This window comes from Nonomuraea sp. SYSU D8015 (assembly GCF_008065375.1).
Taxonomy (GTDB): domain Bacteria; phylum Actinomycetota; class Actinomycetes; order Streptosporangiales; family Streptosporangiaceae; genus Nonomuraea.
This window is the reverse complement of the sequence record NZ_VJYI01000027.1, coordinates 51589-71771: the sequence shown is the minus strand read 5'-3', so window position 1 is coordinate 71771 and position 20183 is coordinate 51589. Positions and strand designations below refer to the sequence as shown.

Genomic DNA, 20183 nt, shown 5'->3' with positions numbered 1-20183 from the left:
GAGGACAAGGTCCACCGGATCAGCGTTCCTTTTCTTCACCGGAAATCTTCCCTCAGCGGACACAGGTCCCGGCGGAGTGCGTAGGACGCCGCTGGAGAGGATTGAAGACCATGGTCAAGGACTCCGCCCGCAAGAAGGCCATCAGAGAGCGTATGGCGCACACAGGCAAGAGCTACACCGACGCCGCCCGCGAGATGGACCAGCAAGCCGCCGATCGCAGCCAGCCGCAGGCGGTCACCTTCGACTGGTTCAGTAGCCAGGCGCGCCACGTCGTCGATCTGGCACGCGAACATGCCCGATCGCGCAGGCACAGCGCACTCGGCACCGAACATCTGCTGCTCGGGCTCCTCGACGACGGGGCGGGCGGCCTGGCCTTTGAAATCCTGGACGACCTGGCGGGCAGTGTGGAGGCTGTCGAATCGGCCATCGCCACCGCCGTGCCCCAAGGTGCGACCCGCGCGCCGCAAGAAGTTCCCTTCAGCGACCACGCCGCATTCGTGCTGGCCAAGGGCGCACGGCGACAGGCGGACAAGACCGGGCACGGCTACGTCGGCTCCGAGCACATCCTGCTTGCCCTGCTCAGCGTTCACGACTGCCGTGCCTGCCAGATCCTCACCAGCCTGGGAATCGCTTACAACCCCGTCAAAACTGAGGTCGTCGTTCGGCTGAACGCCATGGGAGTGCTCAGTCGTTACCACAACCCGCGCTGACGTGCCCTTGCGGACGTCCCCCGCCTCAGTCCTCCGGGCAGGCCACCTTGCCCGGAGGAACGGGTGAATCGTGACCACCCCGTCCGGTAGAGCCGTCTCGATCACGAAATGTGGGCCAGAACCAATTTCTCACTGTCGAAATCAGGCCGCCTACCGTGACGACCTGCGCACACTCCCGCGACGCACCGCACGCATAGGAATCGCAACCAGCCGACACTCGGCCCGCTGTTGTGAACCGGCCCCGAGGACATGGACAACGAGGAACTACACCAGCCACCCCCAGCATCCCCGGCGTCTGCCGAGCCGAGCTCACGCCACTACACCGTTCCCCAACGCCCCCAACCGGCTCGGCCGCCACCCGATGACAAACGCCGACCGCGTACCTCGTCGCCAAGACCTCAATCGAACTCGAACAAGCACGGGCAGATGCCGCGACAGACGCGGTGGCCACCCGGCTCGACAGCCGACGAGCGCAGTACTTCACACCTCCCGGATGAGCAATGGTCAAACCCCGTGGAGGGGAGCCGCACCGACCCAGCGGTGATAGGCGTCCACGTCGACATTGCTGCCGCACACGATGGTGACGACGTGCCGACCGGCGAAGCGGTCGCGGTTTTCGAGGATCGCCGCGATGCCGAGCGCCGCCGACGGTTCGACAACGAGGCCGGCGTGGTGGAGGAGCAACCGCATCCCGGCGATGATCGATGTCTCCCGGACCAGGACGGCGTCGTCAACGACCAGGAGGAGGTCGTCCAGGACGGCCGGAATGGGACACCGGCCGGCGACGCCGTCGGCGATGGTGTCGGTCGAATCGGTGGTGACGACGCGCCGCTGGTGCCACGAGTGTGTCATCGCCGGTGCACCCAGCGGCTGGACGCAGATCACCTCGACGCCGGGCGCCAATGCCTTCAGCACATGACCCACACCAGTGGCCATCGCCCCGCCGCCGAGAGCGATCAGGACGGCGTCAAACGGCGGCGCGGTGTCCACCAGGGTGTCCACCAGTTCCAAGCCGATGGTAGCCGCGCCCTCGCAGGTCTCGATGTCCAGGCTGTCTTCGACCAGCCGGATGCCGGCGTACCGAGCGATCGCCGCTGCCCGCTCGCGTGCCATGTCGAAATCGCCGTCCACCAGCTCCAAGCGGGCGCCCAATGCGCGGATGCGATCAAGCTTGGCCGCGGGCGCGAAGCGGGATGCCACAACGGTGACGTCGAGCCGCCGGCCGCGCCCAGACCACGCGAGGGCTTGGCCAAGATTGCCCGCGCTGGCGCACACCACGGCTCGCGATCCATTCTCGGCAAGCAGACTCGCGACCAACTCGGTGCCCCGCCCCTTGAAGCTGCGCACAGGGTTCGCCGTTTCTAGCTTGATGCTCACCGTGCACCCGAGGTCGGGCTCCAGCGCCTGGCAGCGGTACAGCGGAGTATCGAGAAAAATTGGGTCGATGACTCGGCGAGCCGCCCGGATCCGAGCGGTGTCGAGACGCGTGTCCTGCATGACACAGCAGCGTAGCGCCGCCAGCGCTGCTCTCCGAGCGACCGTCCAGGACCTTCCCGTCTGATCCGACCCACCGCATTCCGACACTGAGGTCGACTACTGAACATTCTGGCAGCGTGACGAAACCGCCGCTGTCGTCCCGGTCAACTTGATCGGATCGTCGCGGACGCCTGCGGTGAGGAGCTGCTGGTCGCGCCTGGGCTGCCCGTCGCCCCTGTGCCGGGAGCTAACGTGTGCGCCGGTCCTGCTGCTTCGATGCGCCGTGGCAGGGTGGATCATGATGCATTAGGGGGAGACGCTGGCCGAGCGGCAGCGCCGGCACCGGCAGGCCACCTACACCACACATCCGGGCATGTACGGGCCGCAGCCGTTGGATGCGGCGGTGCACGCTGCCGGCGTCTTCATCGAGCACGGCGCGAGCCGGGTGGCCGAGCTCGGCGCCGGGCACGACCGCGACACCCTGTACCTGGCCTGGCGCGGACCGTCCGTCGAGTCGGTGGACTTCAGCCCCCTGCGGTAGAGCAATTGCGCGCCGCCGCCGAGCAGGCGGGCCTCGGCGCCCGGGTGCGGGCATCCGTGCACGACGTACGCACGCCGCTGCCGTGGCTGGACAGCTCACTGGACGGGGTGTTCGCGCACATGCTGCTGTGCATGGCACCGTCCACTCAGCAGATCACCACCCTGGTCGGCGAGGTACGGCGGGTGCTGCGGCCGGGCGGGAAACTCGCGCGGCGCGCGACGAACGCAGGAACGATCACGAAGATCGTGACCAGCGGCACGACAACTGCCGCCAGACAGAACATGATCAACACCAGGCCGACCGGAATCCAGATGATCGCGAAGAACCACCCCAACCAGTAGAGCAGCATGAACCACCTCTCATAGGAGACGTGGGTCCAGAGCCACCACCCCGTGACCGCACTCCCGGCGCACCAGCCGACCATGCCGACGAGGGCGCGCTTCTCATGCGACTCCCAGAGGCTCCCCTCCGCATCGACTGGCCTCAGCCTCCGGAAGATCAGAAGGAAGTCGTGGACGATGGCGCCGGTGAGGCCGTCGGCGGGCGGAGGCCCGCATCAGGGAACGAGATCGTCGCGAAGGAGTAGCGGTTCGAGTGCTTTCCGCATGACGTTCGTGGGATCGTCCGTGCCGGTCCAGCGAACGAAGGCCGTGGCCGCCTGGGCTACCAGCATGTCGGTGCCGCCTGCCGCGCGCATGCCGCGGGCCTTGGCCTGGCGCACGAGTTCGGTCTCTCTGGGGATGTACACGACGTCGAACACCGCGGCCGCCGGTGAGATGCGGGAGACGTCCACCACGGGCCCCGGGGTCAGCATGCCGACCGACGTGGCATTGACGAACAGATCCGCCTCGGCGAGCCGGTCGCCGGCCCGAGGATCGTCGAGGGCCATGGGTTCGATCCGCGCGAACGCGCTGAACTCGTCGGCGAGCCTGCGCGAGTCGGCCACATCGAGATCGAGAACGGTGAGGCAGCCGGCTCCCGCTTCGGCCAGGCCGTACGTCGCGGCGTGGCTCACTCCGCCGGAGCCGGCGACGACGACCCGGGCGCCGGTCAGATCCTCGCCCGCGCAGGCCCGCACTCCCGTCATGAAGCCGGTCACGTCGGTGTTGAAGCCGATCAGCCGGCCCATCGCGTCGATCTCCACGCTGTTGACGGCGCCGATCCGCCGGGCGCCGAGCTCGACCTCGTCGAGCAGGGGCATGATCGCCTGCTTGTACGGGGCGGTGACCTGAAAGCCGAGCCACTTCTCATCCCTGGCCTGCCGCACCTGATCGGCCAGTTGTGACTCCTGCACCTCGCGCAGTTCATAGCGGGCGTCGATGCCGAAGGCGGCGAATGCGGCGTTGTGCATGACGACGGAATGGGCACGGCGCAGCGGGTTTCCGAACAGAGCGACTGTGCGCATCACGATTCCCCTGAAGATTGTCGAAGGTTCCATGCAGGTCATTGGTCAGTGACCGGTGAAGGTCGGCGGACGCTTCGACAGGAAGGCCCGCGCGCCTTCGAGGGCGTCCTGAGTGGAGAAGATCTTCTCTGACGCGTCGAGTTCGAGGGCCAGCCCGTCGTCCAGGGTCCGCTCGGTCGCCTGGTCGATGAGTGATTTCGCGGTCTGTACCGCGACCGGCCCGCGGGCGGCGATGGTCTCCGCCATCTCGCGCGCCGCGGCCAGGGCTGAGCCCGCCCGCACCACCCGGTTGACCAAGCCGATCGACAGCGCGGTCGCGGCGTCGAGAATCTCCCCCAGCAGGATGATCTCCTTGGCGCGGGCGGGCCCGACGATGCGCGGGAGCCGTTGAGTGCCGCCGCTTCCCGGGACGACCCCGAGCTTCAGCTCAGGCAGGCCGAGTCTGGCACGCTCCCCCGCGATCCGCAGGTCGCAGCACAGGGCGAGTTCGAGGCCCCCGCCGAGGGCGTACCCCTCGATGGCCGCTATGGACGGCACCCGCAGCTTGGCCACCTGCCGGTACACCAGCTTCTCCAGCAGGAGCTTGCCCTCGGCCACCCGGCCGTGCAGGTCTTCGAACTCGGCGATGTCCGATCCCGCGCAGAACGCCCGATCACCGGCACCGTGGAGCACGACGACACGGGTGCGCTCATCGGCCTCGACGGCGCGCAGTGCCTCGCGGAGCCGCGCGGTCACCTCATGTGAGACCACGTTCATCGGCGGGTTGTCCAGCTCGATCTCCGCGCACACCCCATATGTCACGTTGACCAGCGCGGCCATGTCAGCTCCTCTCGTCGGCGGTGAAGTCGGCGGCGATCCCCATGCGAGCGGGGAGGAACAGGCGTGCGTCCATGAGGCGCAGGCGCCCGCTGACCTTCGGCCGGAACTCCATGTGCGCGAGCACGTCCTTTTCCACGTCCAGCCCGTCGGCGATCTCGATCAACTCCAGGCCCTCCGCTGTCAGGGCGAAGACAGCGCGTTCGGTGATGTACCGGACGACCTGCCCCTTGCTCAGCGCGATCCGGCCGTTGAAGCTGATCTCTCTGACAGCCTTGACGAACTTGCGCTGGACCCCCTCGCGTTCGATCTTGGGCGCCCCGTCGGTCAGCGCGACGCGCACGCCGCCGGCCGTGAACGTCCCGACGAAGCAGAGGCGCCTGGTCAGAGCGCTGATGTTGACGAATCCGCCCGGGCCTCTCATGCGCTCGTCGAACGCGTGGACGTTGACGTTCCCGTGCTGGTCCACCTGCGCGAACGAGAGACTCGCGATGTCGAGGCCACCGCCGTCGTAGAAGTCGAACATCGAGGGCTGCTCCAGGCGCGCCTGGTAGTTCACCCCCGCACCGCCGTCCGGGCCGTGCGCGGGGATGCCCCCGAAGATCCCCTGCTCGACCGTGAGGGTCAAGCGTTCCGACACGCCCTCCTCGGCGGCCACGGCGCCGATCTGCTGGGAGATGCCGAAGCCCAGGTTGCAGATGTCGCCGGGGCGGAATTCGAGGAGGGCGCGGCGCGCGATCACCTTGCGGACGTTCAGCGGCGTCGGGACGCCGCCGCCGGACGGCATGCGCAGTTCTCCCGAGTAGAAGGGGGAGTAGCCGGTGCTGTAGGTCTGCCTCTGCTCCTGGTCGACGTAGACGTGGTCGACGATCGCGCCGGGGATCCGCACCTCGTTCGGGCGCAGCGTGCCCCGCGCCGCCAGGCGCTCGACCTGGGCGATGACGAGGCCGCCGCTGTTGTGCGCGGCCATGGCCAACGCGAGGGAGTCCCCGAGAATCGGCTCGCGTTCGAACGTCAGGTTGCCGTCCTCGTCGGCGGTGGTCGCGCGGATCACCGCGACGTCGACCGGCAGCGCCGGGTAGAAGAGCCACTCCCTCCCCGCCAGCTCGACGACCTGGACCAGTTCCTCGGCGGTGCGCACGTTCTGGCGCCCGCCGGTCTGGCGTGGGTCCACGTAGGTGCCCAGGCCCACATGGGTGAGGTGGCCCGGACGGCCCGCCGCGATGTCGCGGCACAACGCCGAGAGCACACCCTGGGGGAACGAGTAGGACTCGATCGCGCCTTCGGCCGCCAGCGCGCCCAGGCGCGGCTCGTTGCCGATGTTGCTCCCGATGGTGCGGCGGGTCAGCCCCGGCAGCGCGAGCTGGGAGAAGCCCCGGTCGCCGAAGTCACCGATCCCGACGACACGCACGGTCGTCAGATCGCGCGGCGACGCCGAACGGGCGAACTTCGCGGCGAGTTCGTCGATGAACGACTGCGGGACGCCGTGGCCCGCGCCCGACCCGCCGATCCACAGGGCGTCGCCGTCGCGCACCAGATCCACGGCCTGTTCGACGCCGATGAGCTTGCCAGTCATGGCATCAGCCCGCCGCCGTTGGGATTCAGCGTCTGGCCGAGAAGCAGACTGGAGGCGTCCGAGAGGAGGAAGACCACACACTCGGCCACCTCCTCGGGCTCCCCGAACCGGCCGAGCGGCAGCTCCCGCATACGCTGGCGGCCGACCTCGCCCGCCATCACGGTGCGCCCCATGGCGGTGTTGGTGACGCCGGGTGCCACGGCGTTCGCCCGGATTCCGCGCTGCCCGAACTCCCGCGAGATCGATTTGGCGAGCGCTATCGCTCCGGCTTTCGCGCTCGCGTAGTGCGCGACCCCCGGCCAGCCGACCAGGCCGAGCCTGGAAGCGATGTTGACGATGACGCCTCCGCCTCGCTCCAGCATCCCGGGAAGCACCGCCTGGCTGGCATGGAACATGCCCGACAGGTTGGTCTTCAGGACGAGGTCCCAGTCCTCGGGGGACATCTCGAGGAACGGGGACTCCGGCATGATGCCGGCGTTGTTCACCAGGCCGTCTATCCGCCCGAAGCGTTTCTCGGCCCAGGCCGTGAGAGCGAACACCTCGCCCCGGTCCGACACGTCGCACGGGTGGATGTCGGCGTCGCGGCCGAGGGCCTGGATCTCCTCGGAAACCTCGCGGGCCCCGGCCTCACTCGAGTGGTACGCGATGGCGACGTGGGCTCCGCCACGAGCGGCGGTCTTCGCGATGGATCTCCCTATCCCGCGGCCGGCCCCGGTGACGAGGACGACCCGGTCGAGCAGGGGTTGCAAGCGCATCCGATCAGCCTTCTCTACTAGAAAGCGCTTTCAATTTCCATGTACGTTCTCACAGCATGACGACAATGGCAACGGAAGGGCCCAGGAGGATCCCGGTCATCGACGTGCACGCCCACGCGGTGCCGCACACCCTGATCGAGCGTCTGCGAGCCGATCGCCCCGGCGTGGCCCTGCTGGAGGACGGGGACGGGATCCACCTCGACATCGGCGGCCGTGTGACGCCGGTGATCGACGAGCGGCTGACCGATCCGTCCCGCCGGCTGAGCGCGATGGACGAGATGGGAGTAGACGTCCAGGTCGTCTCGCCGTGGATGGAGCTGACGCCTGACGAACTCGGCCCTCGCGACGGCGCACGGTTCGTCCAGATGGTCAACGATTCCCTCGGAGAGCTGGTCGACCACGCGCCCGCCCGGCTTCGCGGCCTGGCGCTGGTGGACCGGCGGGATCCGCGCTCGGCCGCCGCCGAGATGGCCCGCTGCCTGGACACCGGCCGTTTCCACGGCGCCGAGATCGGTCTCGGAGGCTCCGGGCCCGCCCTCCACGAGCCCGACTGGGACGCGTTCTGGCACGCGGCGAGCCGCGCCGGCGCCCTTGTTCTCCTCCATCCCTGGCGGCCGGCCTCACCTGCCGGGATCGCCTTCTCCCGCCTGACCGACATCGTGGACAATCCCGCCCAGTCGACGGCGGCCGTCGGCGCCATGGCGCTGGCCGGAACGCTCCGGCGCTTCCCCGAGCTGCGCCTTTGCGTCGTACACGGGGGCGGCTTCCTGCCCTACGTCGCCGGGCGCTTCGACGCGATCGCCGCCCTGGAACGGGCGCCGGGCATGGCCGCGCCGAGCGAATGCCTGCAGCGGCTCTACTTCGACTCGCTGACCCACTCGGCTCAGGCCCTGTCGTGGCTGATCGGCTTCGCCGGCGCCGGCCAGGTGATGCTCGGCAGCGACTACCCGTTCCCGACGGGGTGCGCCGATCCCGTCGAGGCCGTCACCAGGGCCGCCGCTCAGGGTGAACGCCTGTCCGACGAGCAGGTCGCGGCCGTCCTGGGAGCCACCGCGCGGCGGCTGCTGGCCGGCTCCCGGCGCCCGGCGGCCTTGACAGGGGAAACGTGGCAAATATAGAAAGCGCTTGCAGTTTTTCCTCAAGAAAAGAGTGAGCATGGACCAGATCCGGGTGGGCATCATCATGAACGGCGTCACCGGTCGGATGGGGACTCGCCAGCACCTCGACCGGTCGATCGTCGCCATCAGGGACCAGGGCGGGCTGACCCTCGCCGATGGACGAAAACTCCTCGTCGACCCGATTCTCGTCGGCCGCAACGCCGCCAAGCTCAAGGAGCTCGCGAGCCGCTACGGCGTCGATCGCTGGACCACCAGCCTCGACGAGGCCCTCGCCGATCCGAACGACACGATCTACTTCGACGCCCAGCTCACCGACCTGCGCGCCGAGGCCGTCAAGGCGGCCATCGCGGCCGGCAAGCACGTCTTCTGCGAGAAGCCGACCGCGGGCAACCTCAATGAGGCGCTCGAACTGGTCCGGCTGGCCGACGCGGCCGGCGTCAAGCACGGAGTCGTCCAGGACAAGCTGTTCCTGCCGGGAATCCGCAAGCTGAAGCGGCTGATCGACGGCGGGTTCTTCGGAGACCTCCTCAGTTTCCGGCTCAACTTCGGGTACTGGGTCTTCGAAGGCGACTGGCAACAGCCCAACCGGCCATCGTGGAACTACCGCGCGGAGGAGGGGGGCGGCCTGATCCTGGACATGTACCCGCACTGGCGGTACGTGCTCGACAACATCATCGGACCGGTCAAGTCCGTGCTCTGCCACGGCCAGGTCCACATCCCCCGCCGCTGGGACGAGAACGGCGACGAATACCGGGCGACGGCCGAGGACGCGGCGTACGGCATGTTCCAGTTCGACAACGGTGTGCTGGCGCAGTTCACCACCTCGTGGGTGACCCGCCCGTACCGCGACGAGATCGGCGAATGGCAGCTCGACGGCACGCTGGGCAGCGCCATCGCCGGACTGCGTGACTGCCGCGTGCAGTCGCGCGCCAACACGCCGATGCCGGTCTGGAATCCTGACATCCCCAACCCGATCGACTTCCGGGCCGGCTGGTCGGAGGTTCCGGACAACCAGGAGTTCGGCAACGCGTTCCGCATTCAGTGGGAGATGTTCCTCCGCCACGTCGTCGAGGACGCCGAGTTCCCGTGGGACCTGCTGGAAGGGGCCAAAGGCGTTCAGCTCGCCGAGCTCGCGATGCGATCGTGGCACGAGCGCCGTTGGATCGACATCCCCGACCTGGAGATTCCGGCGTTGTGATGGACATCCCTCCCCCCGCCGAAGAGGACGCGCCGATGGTCACGGACCGCCTCAGCATCAACCAGATCACGGTGAAGAGCTGGACCTTCGAGGAGACCGTACGGGGATGCGCGCGCCACGGCATCAGATACGTGGGCGCGTGGCTGGATCGCGTAGCGGAGATCGGCGTGGAGAAGGCCGTCAGCATCCTCGACGATCACGGCGTCGCGGTCTCCAGCGTCTGCCGTGCCGGCTTCTTCACCGACAACAGCCCCGACGGACCATGGTCCGGCCGGGCTGACAACGAGCGGGCGATCGACATGACCGCGCGGCTCGGCGCCGACGTCCTGTACCTCGTTTGCGGTGGGGTAGCGGCCGATCGCGACCTTCCGGCCGCCCGCGACGCCGTGCGCGATGGTCTGGCCGAACTCGTGCCCTACGCGGTGGAGCGCGGAGTGCGGCTCGCCGTGGAACCGCTGCATCCGATGATGTGCGCGGAGCGGTCGGTCATCGTGACCATGGCCCAAGCAGTCGAGCTGGCGGCGCAGTTCCGGCCGGACGAGGTGGGCGTCGCGGTCGACACGTACAACGTGTGGTGGGACCCGCGACTCGCCGAGGACATCCGGCGCGCCGGCGATCGGATCATCGGCTACCAGGTGTGCGACTGGCTGGTGCCACAGCCGCACCCGGTCTTCGGCCGGGGCGTGCCCGGCGACGGTGTGATCGACCTGCGGTCGATGACCCGCGCGGTCGACGCCGCCGGCTACGGCGGACCGATCGAGGTCGAGATCTTCAATGAGAGGGTCTGGTCGTCTCCTCCGGACGAGGTGATTCGTATGATCAAGAAGCGGTTCGCGGCGGGGGTGCTCGGCTGATCGTTTCTGCCGGGAGTCACGGTTGTGGCGGTGCCGTGCTGTCCCGCAGCAGCACGGTGCCCCCTACCGCCACGGTGTGAGGTGGCTCCTCCCTGGGCAGCAGCGCGAGCTCCATCGCGACCTGGCCGATGCGCTCGAGCGGGAGTTCGACCGTGGTCAGGCCCGGGACTGCGTCGGAGGCCAGCGGCGTGCCGCCGAACCCCGCCACCGAGATGTCCGCCGGGATACGCAGACCGGCGGACCTGATCCACGCCATCGCGCCGACCGCCACGACGTCGGCGATCCCGAAGATGCACGTCGGCCGGTGCGGACGGTCGAGCAGCAGGCGGGCGCCCCGGGCGCCGCCGTCTCGGGAGATGTCCACGCGGACGATCGAGTCGGAGGGGAGCTCGATGCCTCGATCCTGGAGGCCGAGCCGGAACCCGCGCATGCGGTCGCGCACCGCCATGAGCTTGGCCGGCCCGGAGATCACGCCGAACGAGGTGTGCCCGAGATCGACGAGCCGGTGGGCGAGTTGGCGGGTGGCCTCGACGTTGCCCACGTCGACGATGTGGCCGATCTTGCGTCCCCGGGTCACCGACACGATCGCTCCCCCGGAGGCCTGATACGCCGAAAGCTGCTCCATCAGCGCGGCGGAATGAGCCCGGTCGGAGAACGAGCTGCCCGCCAGGATGATCGCGCGTGGACGCTGCGCGCTGAGCAAGCTGACGTAGTTGAGCTCCTGCTGGGGGTTGCGATACGTGCACACCATGGTGACGAGCAGCTTGTGCGCCTCGGCGACCTTGATCACTCCTCCTGCGATCATGGCGAAGTACGAGTCACGCACGTCGTGCACGACGAGCCCCACACTCGTCGAGGTCGAGCTGGCGAGCGCCCGTGCGTGCAGGTTGGGCAGGTATCCGAGCTCGGCCGCGGACGAGAAGACCCGGTTGCGCAGGGAGGCCCGTCCCTTGTAATCGGCGTCGCTCAACATGCGGGACGCGGTGGCGAGCGAGACTCCGGCGTGCTCCGCGACGTCCTGTAGACGGACCGGGCGGCCTTCCGGCGACATCGGCACTCCCCTACCACACCCCTGTTGCGACTCGCAGTGTAGCGTTTACGAGATCGATCATCACAACTGAAAGCGCTGACACCAGATGATTGATGATAGGAGAAGCCTAGGACGTGGAATGGCAGCACCTGGGTGAAAGCGCTTCCGGCCAACGGCCGGCACGCCGGCCGGATCCGGCTCACCACGAGACGGTCAGGGGTGCGTGCTGCCGGTGGAGCGCCGTGCGGTGGTCTCCCTGGGGATGACCCGATGGCTCAGGACGGTGGTCGTGGCATTGTCGGCGCCGGGCGGAGCGTCGATGATGTGGCGGGCGGCCATGGCGCCCATCTCGTACAGCGGCAGGCTCACGGTGGTCAGGCCGACGAACTGGGCGACTCTGAAGTCATCCATTCCGGCGACCGAGATCTGGCCCGGCACGTCGATGCCGGCCTGCCGAAGAGCGCTGAGCGCGCCGACGGCTGCTTCGTCGTTGGCGGCGAGGATGGCGTCGGGCAGGGGCGGGCGGGCGATGAGCCGCATGGTCGCGGCGTGTCCGGCCTCATAGTCGAAGCCGCCGGGGTGGCATTCCGCGGTCTCGGCGAGATCGGCATCACGCATGCAGGCGAGGAAACCGTCACGGCGCTGCTGTGAGGCGATCATTCCCGCGGGGCCTTCGATGAACGCGATCCGGCGATGCCCGAGCGAGACGAGGTGGTCGGTGATGTCGTACGCGGCGGTCCGGCTGTCCGCGGTGATGGTCGGGCATCCGAGCTCGCGCACGGTGAGCGAGACGACCTTGATGCCTTGTTCCTGTGCTTGGCGGACGGCCTTGGCCAGCTCCGGCGCCTCGGGGTCGTCGACGTAGCCGCTGCCCGCGAAGATCATTCCGGCGGCACGGTAGTCCCGCATGGTCTGCACGCGGTTGATCTCCGTGGCGGTACGCCTGTCGACGTTGGACAGCATGGTGACATAGCCGGCCCGGCTGGCCACGTCGTCCACGCCACGGGCGATGACGGAGAAGTACGGGTTGACGATGTCACTCACGAGGACGCCCAGCAGGCGGCTGCTGCGGGAGACCAGTGCGCGCGCCAAGGCGCTGGGCGAGTAGCCCAGTTGCTCGGCGACGGCGATGACCCTGGCACGGGTCTTGGCCGAAATGGGGTGACTGGAACCGGTCAGCACCCGTGACGCGGTGGACACGGACACGCCGGCCGCCCGCGCGACCTCCACCAGTGAACTCACGGCCCACTCCTTAGGACAACGTTTGCCTAATCATGCCCGACTCCACCCCAGGTCGGCAAACGAACAGGACGATTTCCCACGTGTCCACCCCGTGACGAGCCCTTGACGATTCCGTGTCTGACCCTATTAGCTTGCCCGCAAGGCATACGTTTGCCTAAGCATGAGCTCTAGTGGGTGAGGCTTGAAGGAGGAGCTATGCACGCCGGGACTCGGGTGAAACAGATCGCCGCGCTCGCGGCCCTGTCCTGCGCGGCCGCGTGTGGCGGCGGGGGCACCGCCACGAACATGGACGGAACGGCCTCGTTCACCGTGGCGGTCAACGAGCCGGACATCACGACCGTGCCGATCCTGGCGGCCGTCGACGCCGTCCGCCAGGCGGGTCACAAGGTCAAAGTGATCGAGCTCGCGGAGCCGGAGCTGGCCATCGAGGGACTGGCGAAGGGGGACTATGCGATCTCGGCGGAGGCGACGAGCCCGGCGCTGATCGCCATCGAGCAGGACGCCCCCATCAAGATCATCGCCGATGTGGTCGGCAACCAGTGGGCGATCTACGGCAAGCCCGGCATCTCCTCCTGCGCCGACTTGAACGGGCGTCCGTTCGGAATCTTCAGCGAAGGCGCGGTGGCGACCGCCATGGCCAAGCAGTGGGTGAACGCCGAGTGCGGCGGCAAGAAGCCCGAATACCTGACGATCGGCGGGTCGGATGTTCGTGCCCAAGCCCTCGTCACCGGCCAGATCGACGCAACTCCGCTGGAGATCTCCGATGTGGTCACCCTGGAGTCGACCGGCAAGACCGGGTTCACCCAGATCGTCGACTTCGCCAAGAGCCTGCCCGACGTCCATCCGCAAACCGTGTACGCCAACACCGAATTCCTCACCGAGCACAAGGACGTGGCTCAGGCGTTCGTGACGGCTCTGGTACGGGAGCACGACAAGATCAACGCTGATCCGCAGTACCTGGTCGGGCTGGTGACCAGGTACCTGCCGGACGAGGACGCCGCCAACGTCGCCGAGATCGCCAAGCGGTACGTCAAGGCGAAACTGTTCAACGCGGCGGGCCTGACCGAGCAGAACGTCCAGAGCACCATCAGCTTCTTCGTCCGGGCCGGCGTGATCAAGCAGGGCATGACCGCGAAGGACGCGGCCGATCTGAGCTTCATCCGGTCGGCCGCATGACCGCCGCGATCACGCCTCGAGAGCGGCGCCGGACCTCCGGCTTCCGCGCCGGCCCTCAGCCTGAAGGGCGTCCCTCGCTGTGGCGGCGGATCGCCGACGCGAGCCTGCCGTACCAACTGCTGACGTTCGCCGTCTTCGCCGCCGCCTGGGAGCTGTACGCCCGCGAGTGGGGCGGTCTGCTCATCCCCACCTTCATCGAGACCGTCGAGGCGACGGCGGAGTTGCTGGGCAGCGCGGAGCTGTGGCAGGCCATGTACGTCAGCAACCAGGCGCTGGTCCTCGGCTTCGGGATCGCGGTGGTCGTCGGCGTGCCCTCGGGCATCGTGCTCGGCCGCTTCCGGACGCTGGAGCGCTTCGCCGACGTCTATCTCAACATCCTGCTGGTCACCCCGATGGCGGCGATCATCCCGCTGCTGGTCATGTCCGTAGGGTTCGGGCTGACCTCGCGGGTCATCCTCGTCACGATCTTCTCGATCGTGATGGTGGTGGTGAACAGCCGTGCCGGCGTCCGGCAGGTGGACCCGTCGCTGATCGAGATGGCCCGCTCGTTCGGCGCCTCGGAGCGGCAGATCTGGTCGCGGATCCTGCTGCCCGGCGCGCTGCCCGCGATCATGACCGGCATCCGGCTGGGCGTCGGGCGCGCGGTGACCGGGATGGTGCTCGTCGAACTCCTCATGGTGTCCACCGCGATGGGTGGGCTGATCCTCGAGTACCGCGGCCTTTTCAAGGCCCCGCTGCTCTACGGCACCATCGTGATCATTCTGGCGGAGGCACTTCTGCTGATCTCCGTCGCGCGATGGTGCGAACGCAGACTGACCCGCTGGGCTCAGACGACTACCGCAAGGAGCGCCTGATGATCGAAATTCGTGGATTGAGCAAGAGCTTCGTCGGCCAGGACGGCGGCAGGGTGGAGGCATTACGGGACGTCGACCTCGACGTGGGCGAGAACGAATTCCTGACGGTGCTGGGGCCCAGCGGGTGCGGGAAGACGACGCTGCTCAAGGCCATCGCGGGGCTTATCCCCTGGCAGGATGGTGACATCCTCATCGACGGCACACCGGTGCGCGGGCCAGGCGCCGACCGCAGCATGGTGTTCCAGAACTTCGCGCTGCTGCCCTGGGCGACCGTGCTGGACAACGTCGCCTTCGGGCTCAGGATGCGCGGTGTCGGCCGCGCCGAGCGCGAGGAGCGCGCCCGATCGCTGATCGCCATGGTGGGGTTGTCAGGGTTCGAGACCAAGCGGCCCGGCGAGCTGTCCGGCGGCATGCAGCAACGGGTCGGCATCGCCCGCGCGCTCGCCGTACGACCGCGGGTCCTGCTGATGGACGAGCCGTTCGGCGCCGTGGACGAGCAGACCCGCCGCCTCCTGCAGGAAGAGCTCCTGGCGATCTGGGAGGAACACCGGCTGACCGTCGTGTTCATCACGCACAGCATGGAGGAGGCGGTCCTGCTGGGTGACCGTGTCGTACTGATGAGCGCGCGCCCCGGGCGCATCGCCGAGATCGTCCCGGTACCGCTGCAACGGCCGCGGTCCAGCGACGTCAGCGCACTCGAACGCTCCGGCAAGTATGTCGAGATCACCGCCTATCTGTGGGACCGGCTCCGTGACATGCACGAAGAGCACCGTCCCGCCACGGTGGCCCGATGAGCACGCTGGCCGGACAACGCAGAGCGCGGACGGCGCACCCGCGCCGGCAGCCGTCCTGGCGGAGACTGCCGGCCGCCCCGCTCAGCCTGGCCGCCGGCGCAGCGGCATGGGAACTCATCGGACATCTCGCCGGCGTGTCGTTCTTCCCTCCGCTGAGCACGGTGCTGGTCCGCCTCGCGGACATGGCTTTCAACGGGGTGATCTTCAGCAGCCTGGGCGACAGCTTGCTCAACCTCGCGCTCGGATTCGCCATCTCCCTGGCGGCCGGCCTGCTCACCGGCGTCGCCATGGGCCGCTACCGCAGGGTCGAGGCCGCTCTCGGCGTCTACGTCTACGCGTTGCTCACCGCCCCGTCGCTGGTCTTCGCGCCGATCTTCTTCTCCGTGCTCGGAGAGGGCCGCGGCTCGATCATCGCCGTGGTGGTCATGTACGCGATGTTCGTCATCATCATCAACACCGCCTCGGCGATCCAGTCCGTGCCCGCGCATCTGGTGGAAATGGCCCGCTCCTACGGCGCGAGCGAACGCCAGGTGCTGCTGCGCGTCATGCTCCCAGCCGCCACCCCCATGATCATGGCCGGCGTCCGGCTCGGCATCGGCCGCGCCGTCACCGGCATGATCAACGGCGAGATGTTCATCGCCGTCGTGGGCCTGGGCCGGATCGTCACCGAGGCAGGCGGGCGGTTCGACAGCGCCAGTGTGCTCGCCGTGCTCCTGGTCATCATCGCCGTCGCACTCGGCGGCGTCGCCCTGGTCCAGATCGTCGACCGCAGGATCACCCGCTGGATTCCGAAGACATCAAGAGGAGATCGATGAAAGTCGACGCATACAGCCATATCCTGCCCGCCCGATACTTCGAGCGCATGCGCGAACTCGCCGTCGACCCGGACGCGCTCAAACGCTGGCTGGAGCTGTCCGCACTGCACGACCTCGACGAGCGGCTGCGGATCATGGACGAGTTCGGCGACGGCTACCAGCAGATCCTCACGCTCTCTTCACCGCCGATCGAAATGCTCGCCGGCCCCGACGAGTCCGCGGCCCTCGCCCGGCTGGCCAACGAATCGATGCTGGAGCTGTGCGAGAAGCACCCCGACCGGTTCCCGGCCTTCGTCGCCTCCCTGCCGATGAACAATCCGGATGCCGCCCTGGACGAGCTCGCCTTCGCCATCGACGACCTCGGCGCCCGCGGCGTGCAGGTGTTCACCAACGTCAACGGCAGGCCGCTCGACGATCCGGCGTTCCAGGCCCTGTTCGACGAGATGGCCCGACGCGACCTGCCCATCTGGATGCATCCCGCCCGCGGCCCGGCCTTCGCCGACTACGCCACCGAGGACACCTCCAAGTACGAGATCTGGTGGGCGCTCGGCTGGCCGTACGAGACCAGTGTCGCCATGGCCCGGATGGTCTTCTCCGGCCTGTTCGAGCGGCATCCCGACATCAAGATCATCACCCATCACATGGGAGCAATGATCCCGTACTTGGAAGGCCGGATCGGACTGGGCTGGAGCGACCAACTCGGCAGCCGGACCGCCGGTGAAGACTACGCCAACCTGCTGCCGCGGCGGCCGCTGGACTACTTCCGCCGCTTCTACGCGGACACCTCCCTGTCGGGCTCCGACATCGGCACCCGCTGCGGCCTGGACTTCTTCGGCACCGACCATGTCGTGTTCGGCACCGACTGCCCCTTCGACCCCGAGGGCGGGCCGATGTACATCCGCGAGACGATCCGCGTCATCGACGCACTCGACGTCACCGACGCCGCCCGCGAGCAGATCTACCATCTCAACATCCGACGCCTGATGCGGCTGACCGACGCGGGCGTGTGACGACGTCCTCATCGTCGAGGGCGAGTCCTACCGGATGCGTCAGCGACCCACCATCCAGCCCGCGAACGCGCCGGTCACCGGGGTGTCTGCGGGCACGAACCAATTCACCCTCATCACCACCCAGCCGTTTCCCTACGGCGCCGCGGCACCAGCTGGTCGGCCAGTTCAGGCGCTTCGTTCGTTACCGCAGGAGGTGAGAACTCCCGCGCACGCCATCCCAAGAGCGCACTTGGTGCTGCGCTATATGGATAGCCGACGTCGTGAAATCCTCGTAATCTCCACTCTCAAGCACAAACAGGCGAACCGCCCGAAAGCTCCCGGCCTCCAAAGACTGAAGCGCTCCGCTTTCGGGTCATCAGGAGTCGCCCGCACGGGAAGGGGTCTGCGACGAGACTCATCGTGAACGTGCGTACAGTACGGCATGCGTTGCAGTCCCACCAACCTATCGCCAGGCCATCGAATGGAAATTTCTGGCCACTTGAATTGCACGATGATCATTTTGTTGCCGGCCATGCGGCCCGTGGTAAAAGGCTCGCCGTATCAGCGTGGTTGCATTCGGCGTCATCATCGGCGCTCTGAGCCGGTCGATCACACTTAGGTATAGAAGCACATCGCAACGGCTGGCGCCGCAATCAGGACAGGGCATCGGGCTGTCGATCTAGCTCGGCTTGGGTCTTGGTGGCAATCTGCACGAAACGACGATGCCTCGCCACCCAAAAGGTCGGCCCGTCCCCTGCAGGCGGGCGGCGAACCGCAAATAAACATACAATATCCGTTTTGGAAGGAATAGTTGGATGATCAACCCGTTCCGCATAGACATCCCGCAGGACGAGCTGGATGACCTGCGAGACCGGCTCGCCCGTACCCGCTGGAGCGGCGAGATCAGCGGACAGGGCTGGAGTCGCGGCGTCCCGACCGGTTACCTGCGGCAGCTCGCCGCCTACTGGGCCGACGGCTACGACTGGCGCAAGCACGAGGCCAGGCTCAACGAGCTGCCCCAGTTCACCACCGACATCGACGGGCAGACCATCCACTTCGCGCACATTCGCTCTCCCGAGGCCGAGGCGACCCCGCTGATGCTCATCCACGGTTGGCCCGGCTCGTTCGCCGAGTTCCTGGACGTCATCGGCCCGCTGACCGACCCGCGCTCCCACGGCGGCGATCCTGCCGATGCCTTCCACCTGGTGATCCCCTCTCTGCCCGGGTTCGGCTTCTCCGCTCCGCTGCGCGACGCGGGCTGGACGCAGGGTCGCATCGCCGACGCTTTCGCCGAGCTGATGCACCGGCTCGGCTACTCCCGCTACGGCGTGCAGGGCGGCGACATCGGCGCCTTCGTCGCCCCGGCCATGGCCCGTCAGCATTCCGAGCACGTGTTCGGCGTGCACGTCAACGCCCTGGTCACCTTCCCGATCGGGGCCGACGGCGAGATGGACGGCCTGACCGAGTCCGAACTGGAGCGGCTGGCGCGCCTGGAGCACTGGCAGCAGGAACAGAGCGGCTACGACAAGCTCCAAGGCACTCGCCCGCAGACCCTGGGACACGGCCTGAACGACTCCCCGGCCGGCCAGCTCGCCTGGATCGTCGAGAAGTTCAAGGAATGGACCGACAGCGCCGCCGACCTGCCCGAAGACGCCGTCGACCGCGACGCCATCCTCACCAACGTCAGCATCTACTGGTTCACGCAGACCGGCGCCTCCTCGGCCCACAACTACTACGAGTCCCACCACGACCCCTCAGCCTGGGCTCCACGCGAACCCGGGACCGTGCCCACCGGCGTAGCAGTTTCCCTCACCCAGGACATCGCCATCCGTCGCTTCGCCGAACGCGATCACAACATCGTGCGCTGGACCGAATTCGAGCGCGGCGGACACTTCCTGGCCCTGGAACAGCCCGGCCCGTTCGTCGCCGACGTGCGCGAGTTCTTCCGCTCCCTGCGCTGACCATCCGCACCGCCGCCACACACCGACGGCGGCGGTCCGCGACAATTCCGGCTGACCGGAAGATATCCGGCTCCGCAAGCCACACGGTAGCGGGCCCCAGCCAGTGATCAATGAGCCTTTGCCGGTAATCATGGATTGCGGAGCGTGATCGGCGGAGTTGGCGGCGGCTGCTATCACGACGGTGGAGTGGGACTCGCCGACAGGCCTGTGCCGGGGCCGACCCCCAGTGGAGGCGACGAGCCGGAGTGGGTCATCGTAGTCGGCCTCGAGCCGTCAGCGTCGATCTCGGCGCCCCGACCGGGTCGCCATCGGGACCTGCCATGATCTTCCCGGTGGCGCCGTTGCTCCTGTTCCGAACCAGAGTCAGCGCCCGTTCCAAGGCGGGGAACACGCTGGTCAGGTACCCGCGCAGCCGGTTGAGCAGCCGCGTGCGGTCATCGCTGATGTCCCAGCGGTCCCAGCGGTGAATACCCGCAGGCCGGTCACCAGGGTGCTGACCTGCCGCAGGTGACTCAGATCACGTCGGATGCGCACCTGATCGGCGATGATCGCTGCGTCCTTGGCGTCGGTCTTGCCGTCGCCGCGGTAGCCTTCGGCGGCGCGATTGACCGTCCGCCCGGGGATGTAGAGCACCCGCTGGGCTTGGCCGGCCGGCAACGTGATCAGCAAGGCTGAGCCTCCGTCAACCAGGTCGATGCCCCAGCACACGGCTGGGTCCAGGGGCGCGCACCTCGGCCATCAGCGCCAGCAGCGGGCGCTCGTCGTTGGCCATCCGCCGCGACAGCAATCGCTGTCCGTCGTGGCCGATCACCACGCAATGGCGGTGCGTCCTCCCGGCGTCCACTCCGGCCCAGATTCCCATCTTCAGCCTTT

Annotated in this window: 20 protein-coding genes; 12 read left to right on the top strand and 8 right to left on the bottom strand. The window is 67.9% G+C overall.

From position 1 onward, the window contains the following. Window positions 1-110: 110 nt before the first annotated feature. A complete protein-coding gene (locus ID574_RS50395; protein WP_188196210.1) occupies window positions 111-710 on the top strand; it encodes a Clp protease N-terminal domain-containing protein in 600 nt (199 codons plus the stop codon). Between the two features lie 504 nt (window positions 711-1214). Here the strand turns inward: ID574_RS50395 and ID574_RS50390 are convergent. Continuing rightward, entirely contained in the window at window positions 1215-2207 is a 993-nt protein-coding gene (locus tag ID574_RS50390; protein ID WP_188196209.1) for a threonine ammonia-lyase, read from the bottom strand. A gap of 352 nt (window positions 2208-2559) precedes the next feature. Here ID574_RS50390 and ID574_RS60985 point away from each other — a divergent pair, with 352 nt between their 5' ends. Next, complete coding sequence (locus tag ID574_RS60985) at window positions 2560-2727, top strand: hypothetical protein (protein WP_223167926.1); 168 nt, start codon at window positions 2560-2562, stop codon at window positions 2725-2727. A gap of 5 nt (window positions 2728-2732) precedes the next feature. Then, on the top strand, window positions 2733-3068 hold the full coding sequence (locus ID574_RS50385; protein WP_262496160.1) for a class I SAM-dependent methyltransferase: 336 nt from the start codon (window positions 2733-2735) through the stop codon (window positions 3066-3068). A 215-nt stretch (window positions 3069-3283) separates the two neighbouring features. Here the strand turns inward: ID574_RS50385 and ID574_RS50380 are convergent, their stop codons facing one another. Genes ID574_RS50380 through ID574_RS50365 form a run of 4 tightly spaced genes read right to left on the bottom strand, consistent with a single transcriptional unit; the run spans window position 3284 to window position 7279 of the window. Then, window positions 3284-4132, bottom strand: a complete 849-nt coding sequence (locus ID574_RS50380; RefSeq protein ID WP_188196208.1) for a shikimate dehydrogenase family protein — start codon at window positions 4130-4132, stop codon at window positions 3284-3286. 45 nt (window positions 4133-4177) lie between these two features. Next, window positions 4178-4951: an enoyl-CoA hydratase/isomerase family protein gene (locus ID574_RS50375; protein ID WP_188196207.1), complete on the bottom strand. Its 774-nt coding sequence runs from the start codon at window positions 4949-4951 to the stop codon at window positions 4178-4180. A 1-nt stretch (window position 4952) separates the two neighbouring features. Further along, window positions 4953-6524: an acyl CoA:acetate/3-ketoacid CoA transferase gene (locus tag ID574_RS50370; RefSeq protein ID WP_188196206.1), complete on the bottom strand. Its 1572-nt coding sequence runs from the start codon at window positions 6522-6524 to the stop codon at window positions 4953-4955. Then, a complete protein-coding gene (locus ID574_RS50365) occupies window positions 6521-7279 on the bottom strand; it encodes an SDR family NAD(P)-dependent oxidoreductase (RefSeq protein WP_188196205.1) in 759 nt (252 codons plus the stop codon). The genes ID574_RS50370 and ID574_RS50365 overlap by 4 nt, the downstream gene beginning before the upstream one ends. Before the next feature lie 56 nt (window positions 7280-7335). On the opposite strand from ID574_RS50365, the gene ID574_RS50360 reads away from it, so the two are divergent. Genes ID574_RS50360 through ID574_RS50350 form a run of 3 tightly spaced genes read left to right on the top strand, consistent with a single transcriptional unit; the run spans window position 7336 to window position 10449 of the window. Then, the gene (locus tag ID574_RS50360) at window positions 7336-8397 is read left to right on the top strand and encodes an amidohydrolase family protein (RefSeq protein WP_188196204.1); all 1062 of its coding nucleotides are present in this window, start codon (window positions 7336-7338) and stop codon (window positions 8395-8397) included. A 37-nt stretch (window positions 8398-8434) separates the two neighbouring features. After that, a complete protein-coding gene (locus tag ID574_RS50355) occupies window positions 8435-9595 on the top strand; it encodes a Gfo/Idh/MocA family protein (RefSeq protein WP_188196203.1) in 1161 nt (386 codons plus the stop codon). Continuing rightward, entirely contained in the window at window positions 9595-10449 is an 855-nt protein-coding gene (locus tag ID574_RS50350) for a sugar phosphate isomerase/epimerase family protein (RefSeq protein ID WP_223167908.1), read from the top strand. The genes ID574_RS50355 and ID574_RS50350 overlap by 1 nt, the downstream gene beginning before the upstream one ends. Window positions 10450-10465: 16 nt before the next feature. Here the strand turns inward: ID574_RS50350 and ID574_RS50345 are convergent, their stop codons facing one another. Continuing rightward, entirely contained in the window at window positions 10466-11500 is a 1035-nt protein-coding gene (locus ID574_RS50345) for a LacI family DNA-binding transcriptional regulator (protein ID WP_188196202.1), read from the bottom strand. A gap of 192 nt (window positions 11501-11692) precedes the next feature. Next, window positions 11693-12721, bottom strand: a complete 1029-nt coding sequence (locus ID574_RS50340; RefSeq protein WP_188196201.1) for a LacI family DNA-binding transcriptional regulator — start codon at window positions 12719-12721, stop codon at window positions 11693-11695. A gap of 195 nt (window positions 12722-12916) precedes the next feature. Between ID574_RS50340 and ID574_RS50335 the strand changes: the two genes are divergently transcribed. The 6 genes from ID574_RS50335 to ID574_RS50310 all read left to right on the top strand — a co-directional run bounded on the left by ID574_RS50335 (window position 12917) and on the right by ID574_RS50310 (window position 19310). After that, window positions 12917-13897 (top strand): ABC transporter substrate-binding protein, encoded by a 981-nt coding sequence (locus ID574_RS50335; protein ID WP_188196200.1) that lies wholly within the window; start codon window positions 12917-12919, stop codon window positions 13895-13897. Further along, window positions 13894-14751 carry an ABC transporter permease gene (locus tag ID574_RS50330; RefSeq protein WP_188196199.1) on the top strand — a complete coding sequence of 286 codons (858 nt, stop codon included), beginning with the start codon at window positions 13894-13896 and terminating at the stop codon, window positions 14749-14751. The genes ID574_RS50335 and ID574_RS50330 overlap by 4 nt, the downstream gene beginning before the upstream one ends. Then, entirely contained in the window at window positions 14751-15545 is a 795-nt protein-coding gene (locus ID574_RS50325; protein ID WP_188196198.1) for an ABC transporter ATP-binding protein, read from the top strand. Before ID574_RS50330 ends, ID574_RS50325 begins: the two co-directional genes overlap by 1 nt. Next, complete coding sequence (locus ID574_RS50320; RefSeq protein ID WP_188196197.1) at window positions 15542-16360, top strand: ABC transporter permease; 819 nt, start codon at window positions 15542-15544, stop codon at window positions 16358-16360. The genes ID574_RS50325 and ID574_RS50320 overlap by 4 nt, the downstream gene beginning before the upstream one ends. Next, window positions 16357-17370 (top strand): amidohydrolase family protein, encoded by a 1014-nt coding sequence (locus ID574_RS50315; protein WP_188196196.1) that lies wholly within the window; start codon window positions 16357-16359, stop codon window positions 17368-17370. The genes ID574_RS50320 and ID574_RS50315 overlap by 4 nt, the downstream gene beginning before the upstream one ends. A 794-nt stretch (window positions 17371-18164) precedes the next feature. Further along, entirely contained in the window at window positions 18165-19310 is a 1146-nt protein-coding gene (locus ID574_RS50310; RefSeq protein WP_188196195.1) for an epoxide hydrolase family protein, read from the top strand. Between the two features lie 396 nt (window positions 19311-19706). Here ID574_RS50310 and ID574_RS50305 read toward each other — a convergent pair whose 3' ends face one another. After that, on the bottom strand, window positions 19707-20018 hold the full coding sequence (locus ID574_RS50305) for an IS110 family transposase (RefSeq protein WP_188196194.1): 312 nt from the start codon (window positions 20016-20018) through the stop codon (window positions 19707-19709). Window positions 20019-20183 lie beyond the last annotated feature (165 nt).